Source organism: Parvibaculum sp. (genome assembly GCF_045863935.1).
GTDB lineage: Bacteria > Pseudomonadota > Alphaproteobacteria > Parvibaculales > Parvibaculaceae > Parvibaculum.
Genome location: NZ_BTVP01000019.1, coordinates 20,921 through 38,440 on the forward strand (window position 1 = coordinate 20,921; position 17,520 = coordinate 38,440).

Here is a 17,520-nt window from a genome sequence, read left to right on the forward strand (position 1 = left end):
CCCGACGCGCAAACCGGAGCCGACAGGCGCCGCAAAGGACACCCATCGACGCCGGTCTGACGCTTTCGAACTTAAAGCGCGGACAGATTACCGTTTGCCGTAGCGCGAGAACCTGGGTTGGCCCGCCGCCGCGCTGGCGCCCGCCGCGAAAGCGGGGGCCGCGCCCGGGCGGGCCGCCCCCGAGACTGTTTGGGGGGCGTGCGAGGGCGCCGGCGCCGCGACCATGGCGATACTTCCGAGCGCAACGGCGGAGCCGAGAACCAGCATGGACTTCTTGAGCGTACGCATTGTGTGTTCCTCTGATTGTGTTTGTGCCGCAGCACATCGGACGGACCGCGCTTCAGCGGCGAGCCGACATGAGGTTGTTCGGCACAAACAATCATCAGGTTGCACAATGACCGGTCACAGTCGCGTGAGCGGCGCCCGGTACGCCCCCGCCGGGTTATGCCTCTCCGCGGGCGGGGTAGCCATTCTTCACGACATATTGAACTGCCTGAAGGACTTCGGCGAAGTTCGGTCGGGCAAACGGCATGGTCTGAACCGAGGCCGCATAGAGCTTCCGGCCGGGATCGACGAGGAAGAGGCCGGGTTCGAGGAAGACTTCCGGCTCGGCGTCCGCGATCGCCTTCGAGACGCTCAATCCCCATTCGCGGCCAATGTCGATCGGCATGTCGTAGGCAAGCGGAAGCCTGTCGAGCTTCCAGCCGAGCTTTGCCTTCTCGGCTCGCTCGGCGTTGTCGGATGTGGCGGCTACGGCAATCACACCCGCCTGCTCGAAGTCATCCATCTTGCGGTTGAGGTCATTGAGGTAGCCCTTGCAAATAGGGCAGTGGAGGCCGCGATAGACGACCAGCATCGTGAACGCCGCCGGCTTCTGTTCTGCAAGGTTGAACCTGCCTCCTCCCGCAAGTGGCAGGTCGAGATTGGGAACGGTGACACGGGATTTGAGCGACATTGGCTTTTCCTTCATTTCGGTGTGGTGTGGGTGGGTGGAGAATGGCGCGGCTACCCGGTCACGGTCCGGATGCCGATCCGCCAAGGAAAGAGATGTCGCGCAAAGACGGTGCAGATCGCCGTCAGGAGTGCGACGGACCCCATTTGCCAAACCAGGATCATCAGGCTTGCGTCTTCCGCGTGGAAAAACCTGAGCCCGAACTCGGCAAGCGCGGTCGCGGCAAGTGCGGCATAGCCAATTGTCGCGTAAGGCGAGACGGGCGCCCCCCGGCGTATGAGCGAGATCATTGCAATGGCGGGAACAACACCGAGCGAGGCGATATTGGGAAGGCAGACCCAATCGACCTTCACAAGCGAACTCCATGCCCCGCCGACCATGACGCTCCGGACGCTGCCGCCAACAACGATCGCAATCCAGAGTCCCAGCGGCAGCAGAGGAAGAACACGCTCCCAGACAGGACGGCCGGGAATGCTGGCGCACAGCGCCGCGAGACCGGCCACAAGCGCCGTCGTCAGCGCCAGTGACTGCTCGAACAGCCAGCCGCCTTCACCGATCTTCAAGGCGATATCCGCCCTCGGGCCCCGGTACCAGACGATAAGGGCAACCCAGGGCAAGGAGAGACCGAACCAAACAAGCAGGCGAACCGGAGGCGAAGAGAGCCGCCGGACGGGCCTGACATCGCCTGCCAGAGAACCAACCAACTCTTCCGTTCTCACGACGTTACTCCGCGCATTTTCCAATTCCGTTCATGCGGGTCAGGCTCCCAGCGTTTGTTTCAGGGACTTCATGCCCCGGTGAACCGCCACCTTGAGGGCGGAAATGGACATTCCGGTCCGCTCCGCCGCTTCCTTCAGGGACAATTCCTGGATCTTCAGAAGTTCGATTGCCTTTCGCTGCCCCGCCGGGAGCGATGCGATAGCGCTCTTCAGCAGGTCCGGGTCGCCCTGCCCGTCTTCAAGCCAGTTCGTTTCATCCGCGGAAAATGTTTCAGGCAGCGTGTCCGTTGTGACTTCGTTTTTCGCTTTTCTGATGTGCCGCCGCTGGAGATCGACCAGCCGCCGGCGAAAAATGGCACTTAACCACGGAAGAAACGGCCGCGCCGGATCGTAGGTGTGTCTGACGGAATGCAACGAGAGGAGCACGTCCTGAACCAGATCCTCCGGGTCGATCGATCCGATCCATTTCGCTCGCGCCTGACGCCGAAGCACAGGTACGACCGATCTCAGGAGATGCTCATAGGCCGTTCCATCGCCGGCCTGCGCCGCCTGCATCAGGCTTTCAAGGGAAACGCTTTCGGTCCCGGTTTCCATGACTCCGCCTGGAGCTCCGCCTGTTTTGGGTAATTGCCGGATTTCCGGTATCTCTTGCCCTCTTTGTCCGACAAATAGTAATATCTTACCGATCGTTTAGGAACAAGCACCGTGCCACGCCGAAAATCATTCCAGCCCGAAATCGCCCTTGAAAGCGCGCAGGCTCTTTTTTGGGAGTTGGGTTACGATGCGACTTCCATATCCGCACTCGAAAAGCGGATGGGCATCAACCGGTTCAGCATCTACGAGACCTTCGGAGACAAGAAGGCGCTGTTCCTTCAGTGTCTCGAAACTTATTCGCAGAACATGAAGGCCGGTAATCTCGCCTTGCTGCAGGATCCGGGCGGGCTCGACGGTATCCGGAAGTTCCTGACGAGGATGGTAGACGGTCCGCGGGTGGCCAGACGCCGCGGCTGCCTCATGATGAATTCACTTGTCGAGATTTCGGGACGGGACGCCGATGTGAGCCGGATCGTCGACAGGCATTTTCGCCTCGTGGAGCGGAGCCTGAGACGCGCGGTGGACGAAGCCAAGTCGAGAGGCGAAGTGGCTCCAGGCGTCGCAACGGTGGACGCGGCGAGAACCTTGCTGGCGCTCGCCCATGGCGTCTTGTCCCTCGGCAAGAGCGAGTTCGGGCGTCCGGTCGCGCGCACCGCAATCCAAACCGTGCTCGATCAGCTAACAAGCGAGGATTGATCCCGGTATGACCGCCGGGTTCCTCCAAAGCGCTGTACGTGTATCTAGTGCACCACGCCGCGCAGGCGCTCAACGAGGTTTGGATACGGATTGAGGTGAGGCCGTCTTTCTGCACGACTTCCTGGAATTGCCACCCCAAACGCAGGCCTGCCGCTGACTGGCGGCTGTTGGTTGCCTATCGCGTATCGGTGAATGCTCGCAAGCCAGACTGCTTCCGATTCTTTTCGTGCACACACTGCGCACATGCCATCCTCTAAACGCCCGTCATCAAAGACAAATCGCTCAAATCCATCATGGGCGCGATGGAGATTTTGTTTTTCGGCGTATTCAAAGGCGTCCCCGGACCTCGGGAGTATTCAAGCGGCCAAGTTTACGCCGTTGTATCTCCTAATGCGCTTACAGGCACAGGAAAATTCCGCCTACCTCTCAGGCATCATATGCATCGTCAGCTTGCTCGGGGGATTCCAGTGTCCCCCATCGAGACCAACCTGGCCCGTTGTGTGCGAAAATCCCTTCCCAGAATTGAAACGGCTATCCGCTTCGGGAGGACGGCTCCAAGCTTCGCAAGGAAGCTCGTCGGGAACGGGAACGCGTAATCCCAGCGGCCGGCACGGATTGCCTTGAGTATGCGGGCGGCCGCTTCCTCCTCGGAAAGTTCGAACGGGGCAGGCATGCCGTCTCCCACCGTCGCTTCGGTTGCGATGAAGCCGGGATAGATCGAGACAAACTCGATCCCGTCATCGGCAAATTCGACGCGGCATGTGTCGACGAGCAGCCGCAGCGCGCCCTTGGCGGCCGAATAAGGGCCCTGCAGCGGCACGCCGAGGAACCCGGCAAGCGAGTTCGTGTGCGCAATGACGCCGCCCTTTTGCGCGATCATCTGGTCGATCACGGGAAACAGGTAGTTCACGATCGTGTCGTAGTTCGACCGCATATAGGCCGTGACGTCACGTGCGTTCATCTCGTGCATGTCGAGCGCGGGGGCGCCGCCGACATTGAGTACCGCGAGATCGATGCGGCCGAATGTTTCGACGGCGCGTGCGACCACCTGCGCGGCGGCGTCCGCGTCTTCGGCATCGGCTGCGAGCGCGAGACATTGGCCGCCGCGCTTTTCGATTTCTTCAGCCAGCCTCTCCAGCTTTTCGCGACGGCGCGCCGTCACGATCAGCTTGGCCCCCTCCTCCGCCATCTTCATGGCCAGAACCCGGCCGATGCCGGACGACGCGCCCGCGAGGAGAACGACTTTGTCCGTATAAGTTTGCTTGTGTGTCACTGTCTGCCTTTCAGGCTTTGACCGATGGGGAAAACTTTCTCACAACGCTGTCTGCGATCTCCAGTGTGCGATCGATATCCGCCTCGGTCATGGCGGCGCCGATGAACATGTTGTGGAAGGGGTGGAAATAGGCGCCGCCTGCCATCATTCCGCCGGCAAAGGCGGAGCTGCTCTCGAAATCGCAATGCCCTTCGTCGTCCGCAATCATGATCAGTGGCATCTGCGACGGTCCGGTCTGGCTGAGATTGACGCCACGCGCCTGCGCGATTGCGGCAAGCCCGGTGCGCAACCGATCGCCCAGCGCAATCGTGCGTTCCAGGTAATCCATCTCGCGGATGAGGCGCAGCGTTTCGAGCGATGCCGCCATCGCGGCGCCCGCGAACCAGAAGGAGCCGGTCACATAGATTTTCGACGCGGCTTCCTTCGCCCGGTCATTGCCGAGAAGCGCCGAAATAGGATGGCCGTTCGCGATTGCCTTGCCCCAGGTCGAAAGGTCCGGCGCGACGCCGAGATGCGTCCAGCTGCAATCCCGTTCGATCCGGAACCCCGCCCGGATGTCGTCGACGAGAAGGAGCGCATCCTTCTCGTCGCACAATTCACGCGCGCGGCGGGCATAGGCCGGATCGGGAAGCTCCTGATCGACGAATACGTCGTGCTTGAAGGGCGAAGCGAAGATCGCGGCAAGATCGTCGCCCGCCAGCGCCACCGCGTGTTCCAGGCTGCCTACGTCATTGTACTGATAATAGATGAAATGGGCGCGGTCGTCTTCCACGGTGCCCGCGGGAATGGGCGTGCACCAGGGCGCGGCGCCATGATAGGCGCCGCTCGCCATCAGCACCTTCTTGCGGCCCCGGTAGGCGCGTGCCGTCAGCAACGCCATGCTGGATGCGTCCGTGCCGTTCTTGCAGAACATCGCCCAATCGGCGTGTGTCACCATGCCGGTGAAGGCTTCGGCAAGCTCCACCATTCGGGGCGTCGGTCCCGTCGCCACGTCGATCTCGGCCATTTGCCTTGCATAGGCCGCATCGATCTCGGGATTGCAGTAACCGAACAGATTGGGGCCGTAGCCGCACATGAAGTCGATATAGCGCTGGCCGTCCGCATCCCAGAGATAGGCCCCTTTCGCCCGTACAAAAAACTGCGGCGCATGCGGCGGCAGAAGCGCGACCGACTGATGACCGTACATGCCGCCCGGAATGACCCTGGCAGCCCTCGCCTTCAAAGCCTCGTCGATCTTCCCGCTCATTGCCGTCTCCGCTTGCGAAACAATAGTAATTACTATTATATTGATCGGAGGCCCGATGCAAGGCTTCTTTACGAGTTCCCAGGGAGAGGAATATGCGCGATCTGACATGCGTGGGACTGACCACGCTCGACATACTGGTTCGGCCGGTGGATGCCCTGCCCGACGCGCAGCAGCCGACGCTTGTCGAGGAAATCGCGCTCGCCCCTGCAGGCACCGCCTCGGGAACGGCGATGGTGGCGGCGACGCTCGGGCTCGACACGGCGGTGATCTCGGCTGTCGGCCAGGATGTAAATGGCGATATCGTGCTGCAACTCCTGAAGCGGGCCGGCATCGACTGCGAACAGATCGCGCGCCTCGGCGAGCTGCCGACATCGACCAGCGTACTGACCATCCGGTCCGACGGCGAGCGCCCCGTCTTTCATATGCTGGGTGCGAGCCTATTGACCGCCATGAGCCCTGCCGCCATCGAGACGGCGCGTGGATCGCGCTTCTTCCACTTTGGCGGCGTCGGATTTCCGAACCTGTCGTCGCCGGAAGCCCTTGCCGCGGTTGCAAGCATCCGCGCTGGCGGCACCTATGTCACCTGCGATCTCATCGCTCCGCAGCCGCAGACCATCGAGACCCTGCGCGCCTTGCTGCCCTATGTCGATTGCTTCATGCCGAGCGAAGCAGAGGTGCGCGTTCTGCTGGGCGATGTGCCCGTGGAAAATGCGCTCGAAATATTCACCGGCATGGGCGCGGCATCCTGCATTATCAAGCGCGGCGGTGCGGGCAGCATCGGCCGGAGCAATGGCGAAATCTTCGAGGTTCCGGCAAAGTCGATCACCCCGGTCGATACGACCAGCTGCGGCGACAGCTATTGCGCAGGGTTCATCAGCGGTCTCTCGCAAGGGCTTTCGTTCCGCGATGCGATGGACATTGCCACCGATACCGCGGCCGAGGTTGCAAAGGGACTTGGAACGCTCGGCACACTCAAAAGGAAAGTTGCCTGACATGATCGTGAATGAAGACAAACTTCGCCAGGGCCTCGTAACCGTGATGCGGGAGATGGACGCCTCGGGCCTCAATCACGGAACGGCGGGCAATGCCTCGGTGCGATTCGGCGAGCATTTCCTCGTCACCCCGTCGGGCATCCCGGCGGTACAGTTGACGCCCGACCACATGGTGAAGATCGACCTGTCCGGCGCCTATAGCGGCGATGTGAGGCCGACAAGCGAATGGCGCATGCATGCAGGGCTTCTCTCGGGACGGCCCGACATCAACGCCGTGGTGCATTGCCACTCGCAATACGCCACGACGCTTGCCTGCGCGAACAAGCCGATCCCTCCGCTCCACTACATGACGGCAGTGAGTGGCGGTCCCGACATTCGCGTGGCGCCTTACGCGTTGTTCGGCTCGGAGGAACTCGCCAGCGCCGTCATCGCCACGCTGGAGGGCCGCCGTGCCTGCCTCATGGCCAATCATGGTCAGATCGCACTCGGGCGCACGCTCGCCGAAGCGCTCATGATCGCACGCGAGGTTGAGGTGCAGGCGTCGTTTTACTACGGCACGCTCGCCATCGGCGGCCCCACCCTTCTCTCCGACGAACAGATGGAAGCGGTGTTCGGTGCGTTTCTCACTTATGGCCAAAAGCCGGTAACGCCCGAATAGCCGGCGCCGCTTATCCGAACAGGACCGCGTCTATCGCCTTCGCGGTCCGGTCGACGACCCGCGCACGATCGCATTCGTCCGTTTCCAGAAGCATTTCAACGCAGGCGTAACCAATTTCGTTTGCCAGCCGGCAGCGGTCATAGGCTTCGTCACGGGGAATATGAGGATTGGCCTCCAGATATCTCTCGGCCATGATCCGTGCGACATGACTGTGAGACTCGAGGCGGATCGACCGCAGCGCGGGGATGGCACGGAGCGATACCATCAGCGCGTAGCCGCCCTCGAAGGCTTCCGTCACCTTGAGCGTGCGCCACAGCAGCGCCCTCGTCTGATCAACGAGCGCGCCGGGCAGCTCCGCGACGTCCGCCAGCGCGGTCTCCAGCACGGCGTTCTGGGCATTCATCAGGTTCCTGCCCAACGCTGCAAGCATCGCGTGCTTGTCTTCGAAGTAGCGGTAGAAAGCAGGCGCGGTCAAACCGGCCCGCTCCACAATCGCGTTGGAGTTCAGGCCTTCCAGCCCTTCTTCGACCAGAATTTTCTGAGCGGCAGCCAGCAAACTGCGATAGGTAGCCTTCGATCTGCTCTGGCGAGGCTCGACAACCGGTTTCTCGGAAACGGCGTTCTTCTTTGTGCTCATGCCGCCAGCCTACGCGATCATGCTGGATTGAACAAAGCGGTCTCGGTTCCGCTCAAACACCGCAGGCATTGGCATCTTGCGCCGCCAATTCCGGATTTTCAGCGCCGTAGATCTTCAGGAACAAGTCGAGCGTGTAGTCGAGATGCCGATCCACCTCTTCCGGTGTCAGTTTCACTTCTTCGCCGCAAAGCATCTTCATTTGATACTCACCGAGCACAAGTGCGATGAAGACATCCGCCGCGCGCATCGAATCGTCGACCTTGAGCAGGCCGCGTCGCGACTGTTTCTCGAGGTAGGTCGAGACCAATTCGCGGCCCCTTTGCGGGCCGGCACTATAGAAGGTGGCGCCGACTTCCGGGAATTGCGGCGCCTCGGCAACGACGATGCGGAGTAGCGACATTTTCGGCTGCTGGATCACGCCGTCGAAGAACTGCCTGGCGACAAGGCGCAGCGCCTCGCGGAGCGGTAGTGCGTCTATATCTTCCGAGTCGAGCACACCGAAGAAATTCTGACACTCCTGCTCGATCGTCTCGCGAAAGAGACCGGCCTTTCCGTCGAAGAGATCGTAGAGCGTTGCAAGCGACCCGCCCGATACGCTGACGATGTCGTTGAGGCTGGTAGCCCCATAGCCTTGTTGTAAGAAAACCTCACGCGCGGCATCGAGAATTGCCAGTCGTCTCTTCTCGCGGCGCGACGGCTCCTTGCCCCTCCGTTCCTGTATCACCGTTCTCACCCCCCGTTTTCGGCGGCCGGGGTCGTCGAGACGCCCTGGTCCACCCTTCGTTCGAGGCCGCCTCCGCCCAGAACCTTGTACAGAGTGACCGTATTGCTCACTTGCGCAAGCCGGGTACGAATAAGCTCCTGTTCCGCTGCGTAAAGGGAACGCTGCGCATCGAGAACGGTGAGATAGCTGTCGATCCCGCTGCGATATCTGCGCTCCGCAAGCGTGTAGCTCTCGGCTGTCGCCTCCACCAGCGCATTCTGCGCATCCACCTGGCTGCCATAGGTGCCCTGTCCCGCCAGAGCATCCGCCACTTCGCGGAAGGCCGTCTGAATGCTCTTCTCATAGAGAGCGACATTGATGTCCTTCTCTATCTCCGCCACTTCGAGATTGGCAATGTTCCGCCCGCCCTCGAAAATCGGAATGCTGATCTGCGGCATGAAGCTCCAGGCGCCGGAACCGGGATCGAACAGACCGGACAGCGAACTGCTCGTCGTGCCGCCCGCAGCGGTCAACGTGATACTGGGAAAGAAGGCTGCCCGCGCCGCTCCGATATTCGCGTTGGCACCACGCAGCGAGTGCTCGGCCTGCCTTATGTCGGGCCGGTTCGTCAGCAGGTCCGACGGCAGTCCCGGTGGCAGGTCCGCGACGAAACTCTCGATGTCCTGTGCGCCGTCCAGCATCGCATCGTCGACAGGCGCGCCGACAAGAAGCGTCAAGGCATTGCGGTCCTGCGCGACCTGGCGAATGTAAGCGAAACGGTTCACCCGCGCCGTCTCGACGGCGGTTTGCGCCTGTGCGAGATCGAGCTTCGACGACACGCCGCGCTCATAGGTCATCTTCACGAGGTCGAAGGAGCGCTCCTGCGCCACCAGCGTTTCCTCGGTGAGCTTCAGCAGTCGCTGGTCGGCCTTGAGCGTCAGATATGCGTTGGCTACTTCCGAGATAAGGGAAATCTGCGCAGCACGGCGCGCCTCGTCCGTCGCGAAATACTCCTGCAGGGCCTGCTCGTTGAGACTGCGCACGCGGCCGAAGAGATCGAGTTCGTAAGCGGCGACGTTCGCCTGCACGCCATAGCTCGTGCCGGTTTGCGCCTGCCCCGTTCCCGACAAATCGCCCGGCACGCGCTCGCGCGCCATGGTCGCGTCGCCGCTGATGCTGGGCAGCAGATCGGCGCGCTGTACGCGATAGAGCGCGCGCGCCTGTTCGACATTGAGCACCGCTTCGCGCAGGTCGCGATTGTTCGCCAACGCCTGCGCGATCAAGCTCCGCATCGCGTCCGACAGAAAGAAATCCTGCCAGCCGAGATCCGCGACCTCGACGCCGCTCTTCGCGGCGGCTTCCACATCTCCATAGGCGGCTCCCGCCGGCCAGTTGAGCGGCACAGGCGCGGCCGGCCGCTCATAGTCCGGCGCCAGGGTGCAACCGCCGAGGAGAAGAAACGAAAGGGCAGCAGATGGAATGAACCTGGTCATCGGTCGGTTTCCGTCTCGGGCATGGACGCCGCGACAGCCCGCTTCGGGAAGAAGCGCTGCACCACGACGAAGAAGAGCGGCACGAAGAAGATGGCGAGGACCGTCGCCGAGATCATGCCCCCCATGACGCCGATGCCGATGGCATTCTGGCTGCCCGATCCGGGCCCCGACGCAATTGCCAGCGGCAGCACGCCGAGCGTGAAGGCAAGCGAGGTCATGATGATCGGCCGAAGGCGCAAGCGGGCCGCGCGCATTGTTGCTTCCATCAGATTTTCGCCCTCTTCGTAGAGAGATTTCGCGAATTCGACGATCAGGATGGCGTTCTTCGCGGCGAGACCGATCGTGACGAGCAGCCCGACCTGAAAGTAGACGTCGTTGGAAAGCCCGGTCAGGGTCGCAGCAAGCACCGCGCCGAGAACACCGAGAGGCACGACCAGCATCACCGACACCGGGATAGACCAGCTCTCGTAGAGCGCGGCCAGGCAGAGGAACACGAACAAAAGCGAAAGCGCGTAGAGAGCCGGCGCCTGCGCGCCCGCCTGACGTTCCTCATAGGACAATCCCGTCCACTCATAGCCGACGCCTTCCGGCAATTGCGCCATGATCTTTTCCATCTCGGTCATTGCGTCGCCGGAACTCACGCCCGGCGCGGCCGCGCCCTGGATTTGGCGCGAGGACGAACCGTTGAAGCGCTCGAGGCGCGGCGATCCATACGTCCAATGCGTGGTCGCGAAGGCGGAAAAAGGCACCATCTCGCCATTCGCATTGCGCACATGAAGCCTGTAGACGTCCTCCGGCAGCATCCGGAAAGGGGCGTCGGCCTGGAGGTAGACTTTCTTGACGCGTCCCTGGTCGATGAAGTCGTTGACGTAGCTCGAACCCCAGGCTGCCGACAGTGTATTGTTGATGTCGGAAAGAGCGAGACCGAGCGCCGCCGCCTTCTCCTGATCCACATCGACGCGGAACTCGGGCATGTCGTCCAGTCCATTCGGACGCACGCCCACGAGCTTCGGATTTTGCGCCGCGAGGCCGAGAAGCTGGTTGCGCGCCTGCATGAGCTTCTCATGGCCGATCCCCGCCCGGTCGATGAGTTGCATGTCGAACCCCGAAGCGGTGCCCAGTTCCGTGATCGCTGGCGGAATGATGGCGAACGCCATCGCATCCTTCATGGTGCTGAAATATGCCATGGCACGCTGCGCGACGCTGAAGGCGCTTGTCTCGTCGGTTCCGCGTTCGTCGAAAGGCTTCAGGTTGATGAAGGCCATCGCCGAATTCTGGCCCGCGCCGGCGAAGTTGAATCCCACGACAGAAAACAGGCCCTGCACGGAATCCTTCTCCCGATTCAGGAGGTAATCCTCCACGAGCTTCATGGACTCGCGTGTGCGCTCCGCCGACGCTCCCGCCGGCGCCGTGACCAGGGTCATCATGAAGCCCTGGTCCTCGTCCGGCAGAAAGGATGTCGGGAGGCGCAGGAACAGCGCGCCGAGAACGGCGACGATAACGGCATAGATAGCCATATAACGTACCGGGCCGGCGAGAAAGCGGCGCACACCCGTATCGTATGAGCGCCCGCCCCGGTCGAACATGCGGTTGAACCAGCCGAAGAAACCTCGTTTCTCCTCGCCGTGGTTCTTTACCGGCTTCAGAATCGTCGCACAGAGCGCGGGTGTCAGAACCAGTGCGACAATCACCGATAGCGCCATGGCCGATACGATGGTCAGCGAGAATTGCCGATAGATCGCGCCCGTCGAACCGGAAAAAAAGGCCATCGGAACAAGAACGGCGCTCAGCACCAGGCCGATGCCGACGAGCGCGCCGGTGATCTGGCCCATCGACTTTCTGGTCGCTTCCCGCGGCGACAATCCCTCCTCGCTCATGACGCGCTCGACGTTTTCAACCACCACGATCGCGTCGTCCACGAGGAGGCCGATAGCCAGCACCATGCCGAACATGGTGAGTGTGTTGATCGTGAAGCCGAATGCCGAAAGGATGCCGAACGTGCCGAGAAGGACGACGGGGACGGCGATGGCGGGGATGAACGTCGCCCGGACGTTCTGGAGGAACAGATACATCACGAGAATGACGAGCACGATCGCTTCCGCGAGCGTCTTGATCACTTCATTGATCGAAAGACGGACGAAGGGGGTCGTGTCGTAGGGAAAGACCGCCTTCAACCCCTCGGGAAAGAAGGGTTCGAGTTCGGCAATCTTCGCGCGAACCGCCTCCGCCGTGTCCAGCGCGTTCGCCCCGGATGCGAGCCGGATGGCAATGCCCGACGCCGGATCGCCATTATAGCGTCCGATGTTCTGATAGTTTTCGGAGCCGAGTTCGACACGGGCCACGTCCTTGAGACGCACCTGCGATCCATCCTCATTGACCCGGAGCAGGATGTTTTCGAACTGAGCCGGCGTTTCAAGGCGCGTCTGCGCCGTCACAGTGGCGTTGAGCTGCTGACCTCCCACCGCCGGGCGGGCGCCGAGCTGTCCAGCCGATACTTCTGCGTTCTGCGCGCTTATTGCCGCGGTAATGTCCGATATCGAAATTCCGTAGCTCTGCAATTTTTGCGGATCGATCCAGATACGCATGGCGTGCTGCGGCCCGAAACGCTGAATCTCGCCCACGCCATTCACGCGGCTTATCGGATCCTGGATGTGCGATGCGACGTAGTCGGCAATCTCGGTTTCGTTGGTTCGGCCGTCCGCCGAAATGAACGCAATAACCATGAGGAAGTTTCTGGCGGATTTCGCGACCGTCACACCCTGCTGCTGCACTTCTTGCGGCAACAGAGGCAGAGCCGATTGCAGCTTGTTCTGTACCTGCACCTGCGCAATGTCCGGATCGGCCTCAGGTTCGAATGTGAGGGTCACCGTGCCCGAGCCGGAAGAGTCGCTGGTCGACGACATGTAGCGCAGATAGTCGATGCCATTCATCTTCTGTTCGATGACCTGCGTCACGGTGTTTTCGACCGTTCGCGCGGATGCACCCGGATAGGTTCCGGTAACGGTCACAGAGGTCGGCGCGATCGGCGGATACTGCTCGATCGGCAACTGCATGATCGAAAGAGTGCCCGCCAGCATGATGACGATGGCAATGACCCAGGCGAAGACGGGACGGTCGATAAAGAAATTCGCCATGTTGAACTAATGCCTCATTGAACCTGAATCGCGCCTCTGCCGCCTGTGCCTCAGGGCTTCCCGCCCTGCTGCTGCGGTGCGCCGGCGGGTTGTTGCGCGTCTTCACCGGCTTCAACCGCATGGACTTCGGTGCCCGGCCGCAGCTTCTGCACGCCCGCGACCACGACACGGTCGCCCGCCACAAGGCCTTCGGTTATGAGCCACTTGTCGCCGATGGCACGCAGCGCGGTGACGGATTTCTGCATCACCTTGCCGTCCTCACCGACGAGCCAGACCTGCGCCTGTCCATCCGGCGTCCGCGATACGCCCTGCTGTGGAATGAGGATCGCGCTCTCGAGCACGCCTTGCTTCACGATGGCCCTCACGAAGAGACCGGGCAGAAGCTCGGCATTGGGGTTGGGGAAGATCGCACGCAACTGAACCATGCTCGTGTCCGGCGCGACGGTGACGCCGGAGAACTGGAGCTCGCCGGTACCGCCATATTGCTCTTCGCTGCCCTCGAGCTTCAGCGTCACAGGCGCTTTGCCGTCCTTCGCACCCTGGATGCGGCCCTCGGCCATCGCCCGTTTCATCCTGAGCAGGTCCGCCGCGGATTGGGTGAGATCGACGTAAATGGGATCAAGCTGCGTCACGGTGGCGAGTTCCGTCGCCTGATTTGCCGTGACCAGCGCGCCTTCCGTCACCGAGGAGCGGCCAATGATGCCGGAAATCGGAGCAAAGACTTTTGTGTAGGCAAGATTGGTTTCGGCGGTATCGAGATTGGCCTTCGCGGTTGCGACATCCGCCGAACTCTGCGCGAGCGCGGCCATGACGTCGTCGTAGTCCTGCTTGCTCACCGCATTCACGGCGACAAGTTCCTTGTATCGCGCCGCGCGGGCCCTTTCGGCCTTTTCATTCGCCGCTGCCTTGGCGAGCGCGGCCTTCGCCGCATCGAAGTTCGCCTGATAGAGCGCCGGGTCGATCTGGTAGAGCTGCTGCCCTTCCTCGACCTTCGTGCCCTCTTCGAAGAGCCGCTTCTGGACGATGCCGTTCACCTGGGGACGTATCTCCGCCACGCGATAGGCCGATGTGCGCCCGGAAAGCTCCGTCGTCACTTCCAGCCGCTCCGGCTTCACCGTCACGACGCTGACTTCCGCCGGCGGTGGGCCGCCTTGCTCTCCGCCGTCGTCGCACCCGCTCAGCACCGCCGCCGCCAAAAGGAAGGCCGCAAACCTCACAACCACTTCGCCACGCATCTTGGCTCCTGTCGTACTCACGAGATGTAACCGTCCCGGTGCGCAGAGGAGGTGGGGAGATGCGCGCACATGGCGGGGGAGCCATGACCGGGACGGCACTTTGTGTAATGTATATTACATTACATTTTTGTCAACTCCCCTTTTTTCGCGATGACTTCCGGTCACGCCGCTTCGGTCCTTTCGACCTGTTCGATCAGATTGCGGATCTCCGAGCGGCAGGAGCCACAATTCGTGCCCGCGCCTGTTTTTTCGCCGACGGCGGCGGCATCGCGCGCGCCGTCGGCAATCGCAGCGAGGATCGCGCCGGAGCGTACGCCCATGCAGGCGCAGACGATGCGTCCCTCGCCTTTCACTCCCCCCTCTGCCGGGCGGCCCGCGAGCAGGGCGCGGCGCTCCTCAGCACCGAGGGTTTCGGCGGCGAGGAGGCCGACCAGCCAGTCGCGCGGGGGAAGCAAGCCGCTTCGCGTCAGCATCAGGCAGTCGGCGAGACGGCCGTCCTGCATCCTTGCCTGACGGAGCGCTCCACCAGCGACGTCGCGCATCTCGATCCGCTCGCATTCCGCGTCGGGCGGCGGCGCAAGAGTGTCGATGTCAGGCGGCGTATCCTCCGCGGCCAGACCGGCGAGCTCATAGAGCCAGCCGCCCTCGACGCGGCGGACCGTCCAATAGCCACAGGCGGGAGCCGGAATTTTCCGCCGCGACAGAAAGAACGCGCGCCACTGCGGAATGACGGGCTCGGCGCGGGCGGGTGTGTGCTTGAAGGCGGGCTGGCCCGACAGGGGATCGCGTTCGGGATGCGCCACGCGTCCGGCGCCGCTGCCGGCGCTGTTTGCCGCCGACCAGTGGATCGGCACGAAAAGCGAGCCCTGGCGCTGCCCGGCACTCACATGCGCGCGGAAGACGGCGGAACCATAGGCCGTGACGATACGCATGAAGCCGCCATCCTCGATGCCGGCGGCGCGGGCATCCGCCTCGTGAATTTCAGCCGTGGGCTCCGGCGCATTGGAGCCGAGCACCGGGGAAAGGCCCGTGCGCGTCATGGTGTGCCACTGGTCCCTCAGGCGGCCGCTATTCAGTGTGAACGGGAAAGCGCCCCGTCGCGTCGCGGGGAGAGGCGGCATCGAGGCCACGAAGCGGGCGCGGCCCGACGGCGTGGGAAAGAGGCCGTTGCCGAACAGACGCGGTGTGCCGCCCGACGCCCTCACCGGCCACTGGACAGGCGCAAGCGCTTCGTAGTCTGCGTCGCTTACATCGGAGAGAGCGGAAATGTCGAAGACGCGCGCGCCATCGTTTTCGAAGCCGGAAAGACGTGCGTGTTCACGAAAGATGTCCGCCGGGCCGCGATAAGGGAAGGCATCGGCAAACCCCATGCGCCGGGCGACTTCGCTGACGATCCACCAGTCAGGCTTCGCCTCGCCGGGTGGTGTCATGAAGGCGCGCTGGCGAGAAATGCGGCGCTCCGAATTCGTGACCGTGCCATCCTTTTCGCCCCAAGCGGCGGCGGGCAGAAGAACGTCCGCGCAGGCGGCGGTGTCCGTGTTCGCGACACAGTCCGAGAGCACGACGAAATCGCAGGTCTGAAGCGCGCGGCGCACGAGTTCCGCATTGGGCAGGCTTACGACAGGGTTCGTCGCCATGATCCAGAGCGCCTTCACGCGCCCCGCCGCGACGGCGTCGAAGAGATCGACCGCCTTGAGGCCAGGCGACGTCGCGATGCGATCCGTCTGCCAGAAGCGGGAGAGCGTGGAGCAGCCCTCCTCCGAAAAATCGAGATGGGCGGCGAGCTGGTTTGCAAGACCGCCGACCTCGCGCCCGCCCATCGCGTTCGGCTGGCCGGTGATGGAGAAAGGGCCCATGCCGGGCCTGCCGATGCGGCCGGTGAGAAGATGGCAATTGACGATGGCGTTGGCCTGATCGACACCTGTCTTCGATTGGTTGATCCCTTGCGAGAAGGCAGTGACGACACGCTCCGTTTCCGCGAACCAGCGGATGAAGGTTTCGAGGTCGCGCGCATCGATGCCGCAGGCTTCCGCCGCAGCCTCAACGGATCGGTGACCTTCACGCGCGGCGGCGAGCGCTTCCTCAAGGCCCTCGGTATGATTTGCGACGTAGGCCGGGTCGGCGGCACCGCGCGCTGCGATTTCGCAGAAGAGCGCATTGAAGAGAGCGAGATCGGCGCCCGGCGCAATCGGAAGGTGCAGGTCGGCATCGTCGCAGGTCGCGGTGCGGCGCGGATCGATGACGACGAGGCGCGTGCCGCGCTCAGCTCTCGCCGCGAGCAGCCGCTGATAGAGGATCGGGTGGCACCATGCCGTGTTGGAGCCCACAAGCACGACGAGGTCCGCCTCCTCGAAGTCCTCATAACAGCCGGGCACGACATCCTCGCCGAAAGCGCGCTTGTGCGCGGCGACGGCAGACGACATGCAAAGGCGGGAATTCGTGTCGATGTTGCCGCTGCCGATGAAGCCTTTCATCAGCTTGTTGGCAACGTAATAGTCTTCGGTGAGGAGCTGTCCCGAGACATAGAAGGCGACAGCGTCGGGTCCATGCGCATCGACGATGGCGGCGAATTTCGCGGCGATCCCGTCAAGCGCCTCGTCCCAACCGATTCGCGCGCCCTTCTTCATCGGATGAAGCAGGCGGCCTTCAAGACCCGTCGTCTCCCCGAGAAGAGAGCCCTTGGAACAGAGGCGGCCCGCATTTACCGGGTGCGAGACGTCTCCGGAAATGCGGGCTCCTCTCGCGGCCCCGCGGGGGGCAGTGACGCCGCAGCCGACCCCGCAATAGGGGCAGGTGGTTTTCGCGAGAGGCTGCTTCATCATTTTCATATGCCGCACGCCGGCGCCTTCTAGTCCGCCGCGACGGAGGCCATGAGATCGACATCCATCAATATCTTTTCCCCTTCCCGCCTCAGCGCGAAGGTGCGCACCGATCCCTCATCCGCGCCGAGCGCGGCGCCGGTTTCAAGCGAGAACACCCAGTTGTGCAAGGGACAGGTAACGGCCGCGCCATGAACGATGCCCTGGCTCAAGGGGCCGCCCTTGTGCGGGCAGCGATCCTCCATCGCGTAGAAGTCGTCCGTTGCCGTCCGGAAAATGGCGATGCGCCCCAGTGGCGTCGTCACGCAGCGCGCGCCGCGCGGCGGAATGTCCGACAGTCTGCCAATTTCGATCCAGCTCGCCATCGCG

General features: G+C 62.6%; 16 protein-coding genes. 3 read left to right on the forward strand and 13 right to left on the reverse strand.

All coding sequences use genetic code 11. From position 1 onward, the window contains the following. Positions 1-87 precede the first annotated feature (87 nt). The 4 genes from ACKUUH_RS09765 to ACKUUH_RS09780 all read right to left on the reverse strand — a co-directional run bounded on the left by ACKUUH_RS09765 (position 88) and on the right by ACKUUH_RS09780 (position 2,226). Positions 88-288, reverse strand: a complete 201-nt coding sequence (locus tag ACKUUH_RS09765; protein ID WP_407949719.1) for a hypothetical protein — start codon at positions 286-288, stop codon at positions 88-90. Positions 289-442: 154 nt separating this feature from the next. Then, positions 443-955, reverse strand: a complete 513-nt coding sequence (locus tag ACKUUH_RS09770; protein ID WP_407949720.1) for a peroxiredoxin-like family protein — start codon at positions 953-955, stop codon at positions 443-445. A 50-nt stretch (positions 956-1,005) separates the two neighbouring features. Beyond that, a complete protein-coding gene (locus ACKUUH_RS09775; RefSeq protein ID WP_407949721.1) occupies positions 1,006-1,671 on the reverse strand; it encodes an NrsF family protein in 666 nt (221 codons plus the stop codon). Between the two features lie 39 nt (positions 1,672-1,710). Then, positions 1,711-2,226, reverse strand: a complete 516-nt coding sequence (locus tag ACKUUH_RS09780) for a sigma-70 family RNA polymerase sigma factor (protein WP_407949722.1) — start codon at positions 2,224-2,226, stop codon at positions 1,711-1,713. Positions 2,227-2,376: 150 nt separating this feature from the next. On the opposite strand from ACKUUH_RS09780, the gene ACKUUH_RS09785 reads away from it, so the two are divergent. Continuing rightward, complete coding sequence (locus tag ACKUUH_RS09785) at positions 2,377-2,961, forward strand: TetR/AcrR family transcriptional regulator (RefSeq protein WP_407949723.1); 585 nt, start codon at positions 2,377-2,379, stop codon at positions 2,959-2,961. Between the two features lie 445 nt (positions 2,962-3,406). Here the strand turns inward: ACKUUH_RS09785 and ACKUUH_RS09790 are convergent, their stop codons facing one another. Both ACKUUH_RS09790 and ACKUUH_RS09795 read right to left on the reverse strand, forming a co-directional pair. Further along, a complete protein-coding gene (locus tag ACKUUH_RS09790; RefSeq protein ID WP_407949724.1) occupies positions 3,407-4,234 on the reverse strand; it encodes an SDR family NAD(P)-dependent oxidoreductase in 828 nt (275 codons plus the stop codon). A gap of 10 nt (positions 4,235-4,244) precedes the next feature. Then, positions 4,245-5,480, reverse strand: coding sequence for an aminotransferase class III-fold pyridoxal phosphate-dependent enzyme (locus ACKUUH_RS09795; RefSeq protein ID WP_407949725.1), 1,236 nt, complete (start codon positions 5,478-5,480; stop codon positions 4,245-4,247). 92 nt (positions 5,481-5,572) lie between these two features. Between ACKUUH_RS09795 and ACKUUH_RS09800 the strand changes: the two genes are divergently transcribed. Continuing rightward, positions 5,573-6,472, forward strand: a complete 900-nt coding sequence (locus tag ACKUUH_RS09800) for a carbohydrate kinase family protein (RefSeq protein ID WP_407949726.1) — start codon at positions 5,573-5,575, stop codon at positions 6,470-6,472. Between the two features lies 1 nt (position 6,473). Further along, entirely contained in the window at positions 6,474-7,130 is a 657-nt protein-coding gene (locus ACKUUH_RS09805) for a class II aldolase/adducin family protein (protein ID WP_407949727.1), read from the forward strand. A 10-nt stretch (positions 7,131-7,140) separates the two neighbouring features. On the opposite strand, the gene ACKUUH_RS09810 is transcribed toward ACKUUH_RS09805, so the two are convergent. The 7 genes from ACKUUH_RS09810 to nirD all read right to left on the reverse strand — a co-directional run bounded on the left by ACKUUH_RS09810 (position 7,141) and on the right by nirD (position 17,516). Beyond that, positions 7,141-7,767 carry a TetR/AcrR family transcriptional regulator gene (locus ACKUUH_RS09810; protein WP_407949728.1) on the reverse strand — a complete coding sequence of 209 codons (627 nt, stop codon included), beginning with the start codon at positions 7,765-7,767 and terminating at the stop codon, positions 7,141-7,143. Positions 7,768-7,819: 52 nt separating this feature from the next. Further along, a complete protein-coding gene (locus tag ACKUUH_RS09815) occupies positions 7,820-8,491 on the reverse strand; it encodes a TetR/AcrR family transcriptional regulator (RefSeq protein ID WP_407949729.1) in 672 nt (223 codons plus the stop codon). 5 nt (positions 8,492-8,496) lie between these two features. Then, positions 8,497-9,963 (reverse strand): efflux transporter outer membrane subunit, encoded by a 1,467-nt coding sequence (locus tag ACKUUH_RS09820; protein ID WP_407949730.1) that lies wholly within the window; start codon positions 9,961-9,963, stop codon positions 8,497-8,499. Continuing rightward, a complete protein-coding gene (locus ACKUUH_RS09825) occupies positions 9,960-13,097 on the reverse strand; it encodes an efflux RND transporter permease subunit (RefSeq protein WP_407949731.1) in 3,138 nt (1,045 codons plus the stop codon). Before ACKUUH_RS09825 ends, ACKUUH_RS09820 begins: the two co-directional genes overlap by 4 nt. Positions 13,098-13,147: 50 nt before the next feature. Further along, positions 13,148-14,332 (reverse strand): efflux RND transporter periplasmic adaptor subunit, encoded by a 1,185-nt coding sequence (locus tag ACKUUH_RS09830; RefSeq protein WP_407949732.1) that lies wholly within the window; start codon positions 14,330-14,332, stop codon positions 13,148-13,150. 161 nt (positions 14,333-14,493) lie between these two features. Continuing rightward, positions 14,494-17,160 carry a molybdopterin-dependent oxidoreductase gene (locus ACKUUH_RS09835; protein ID WP_407949762.1) on the reverse strand — a complete coding sequence of 889 codons (2,667 nt, stop codon included), beginning with the start codon at positions 17,158-17,160 and terminating at the stop codon, positions 14,494-14,496. A gap of 20 nt (positions 17,161-17,180) precedes the next feature. Continuing rightward, positions 17,181-17,516, reverse strand: coding sequence for a nitrite reductase small subunit NirD (gene nirD / locus ACKUUH_RS09840; RefSeq protein WP_407949733.1), 336 nt, complete (start codon positions 17,514-17,516; stop codon positions 17,181-17,183). Positions 17,517-17,520: the final 4 nt, after the last annotated feature.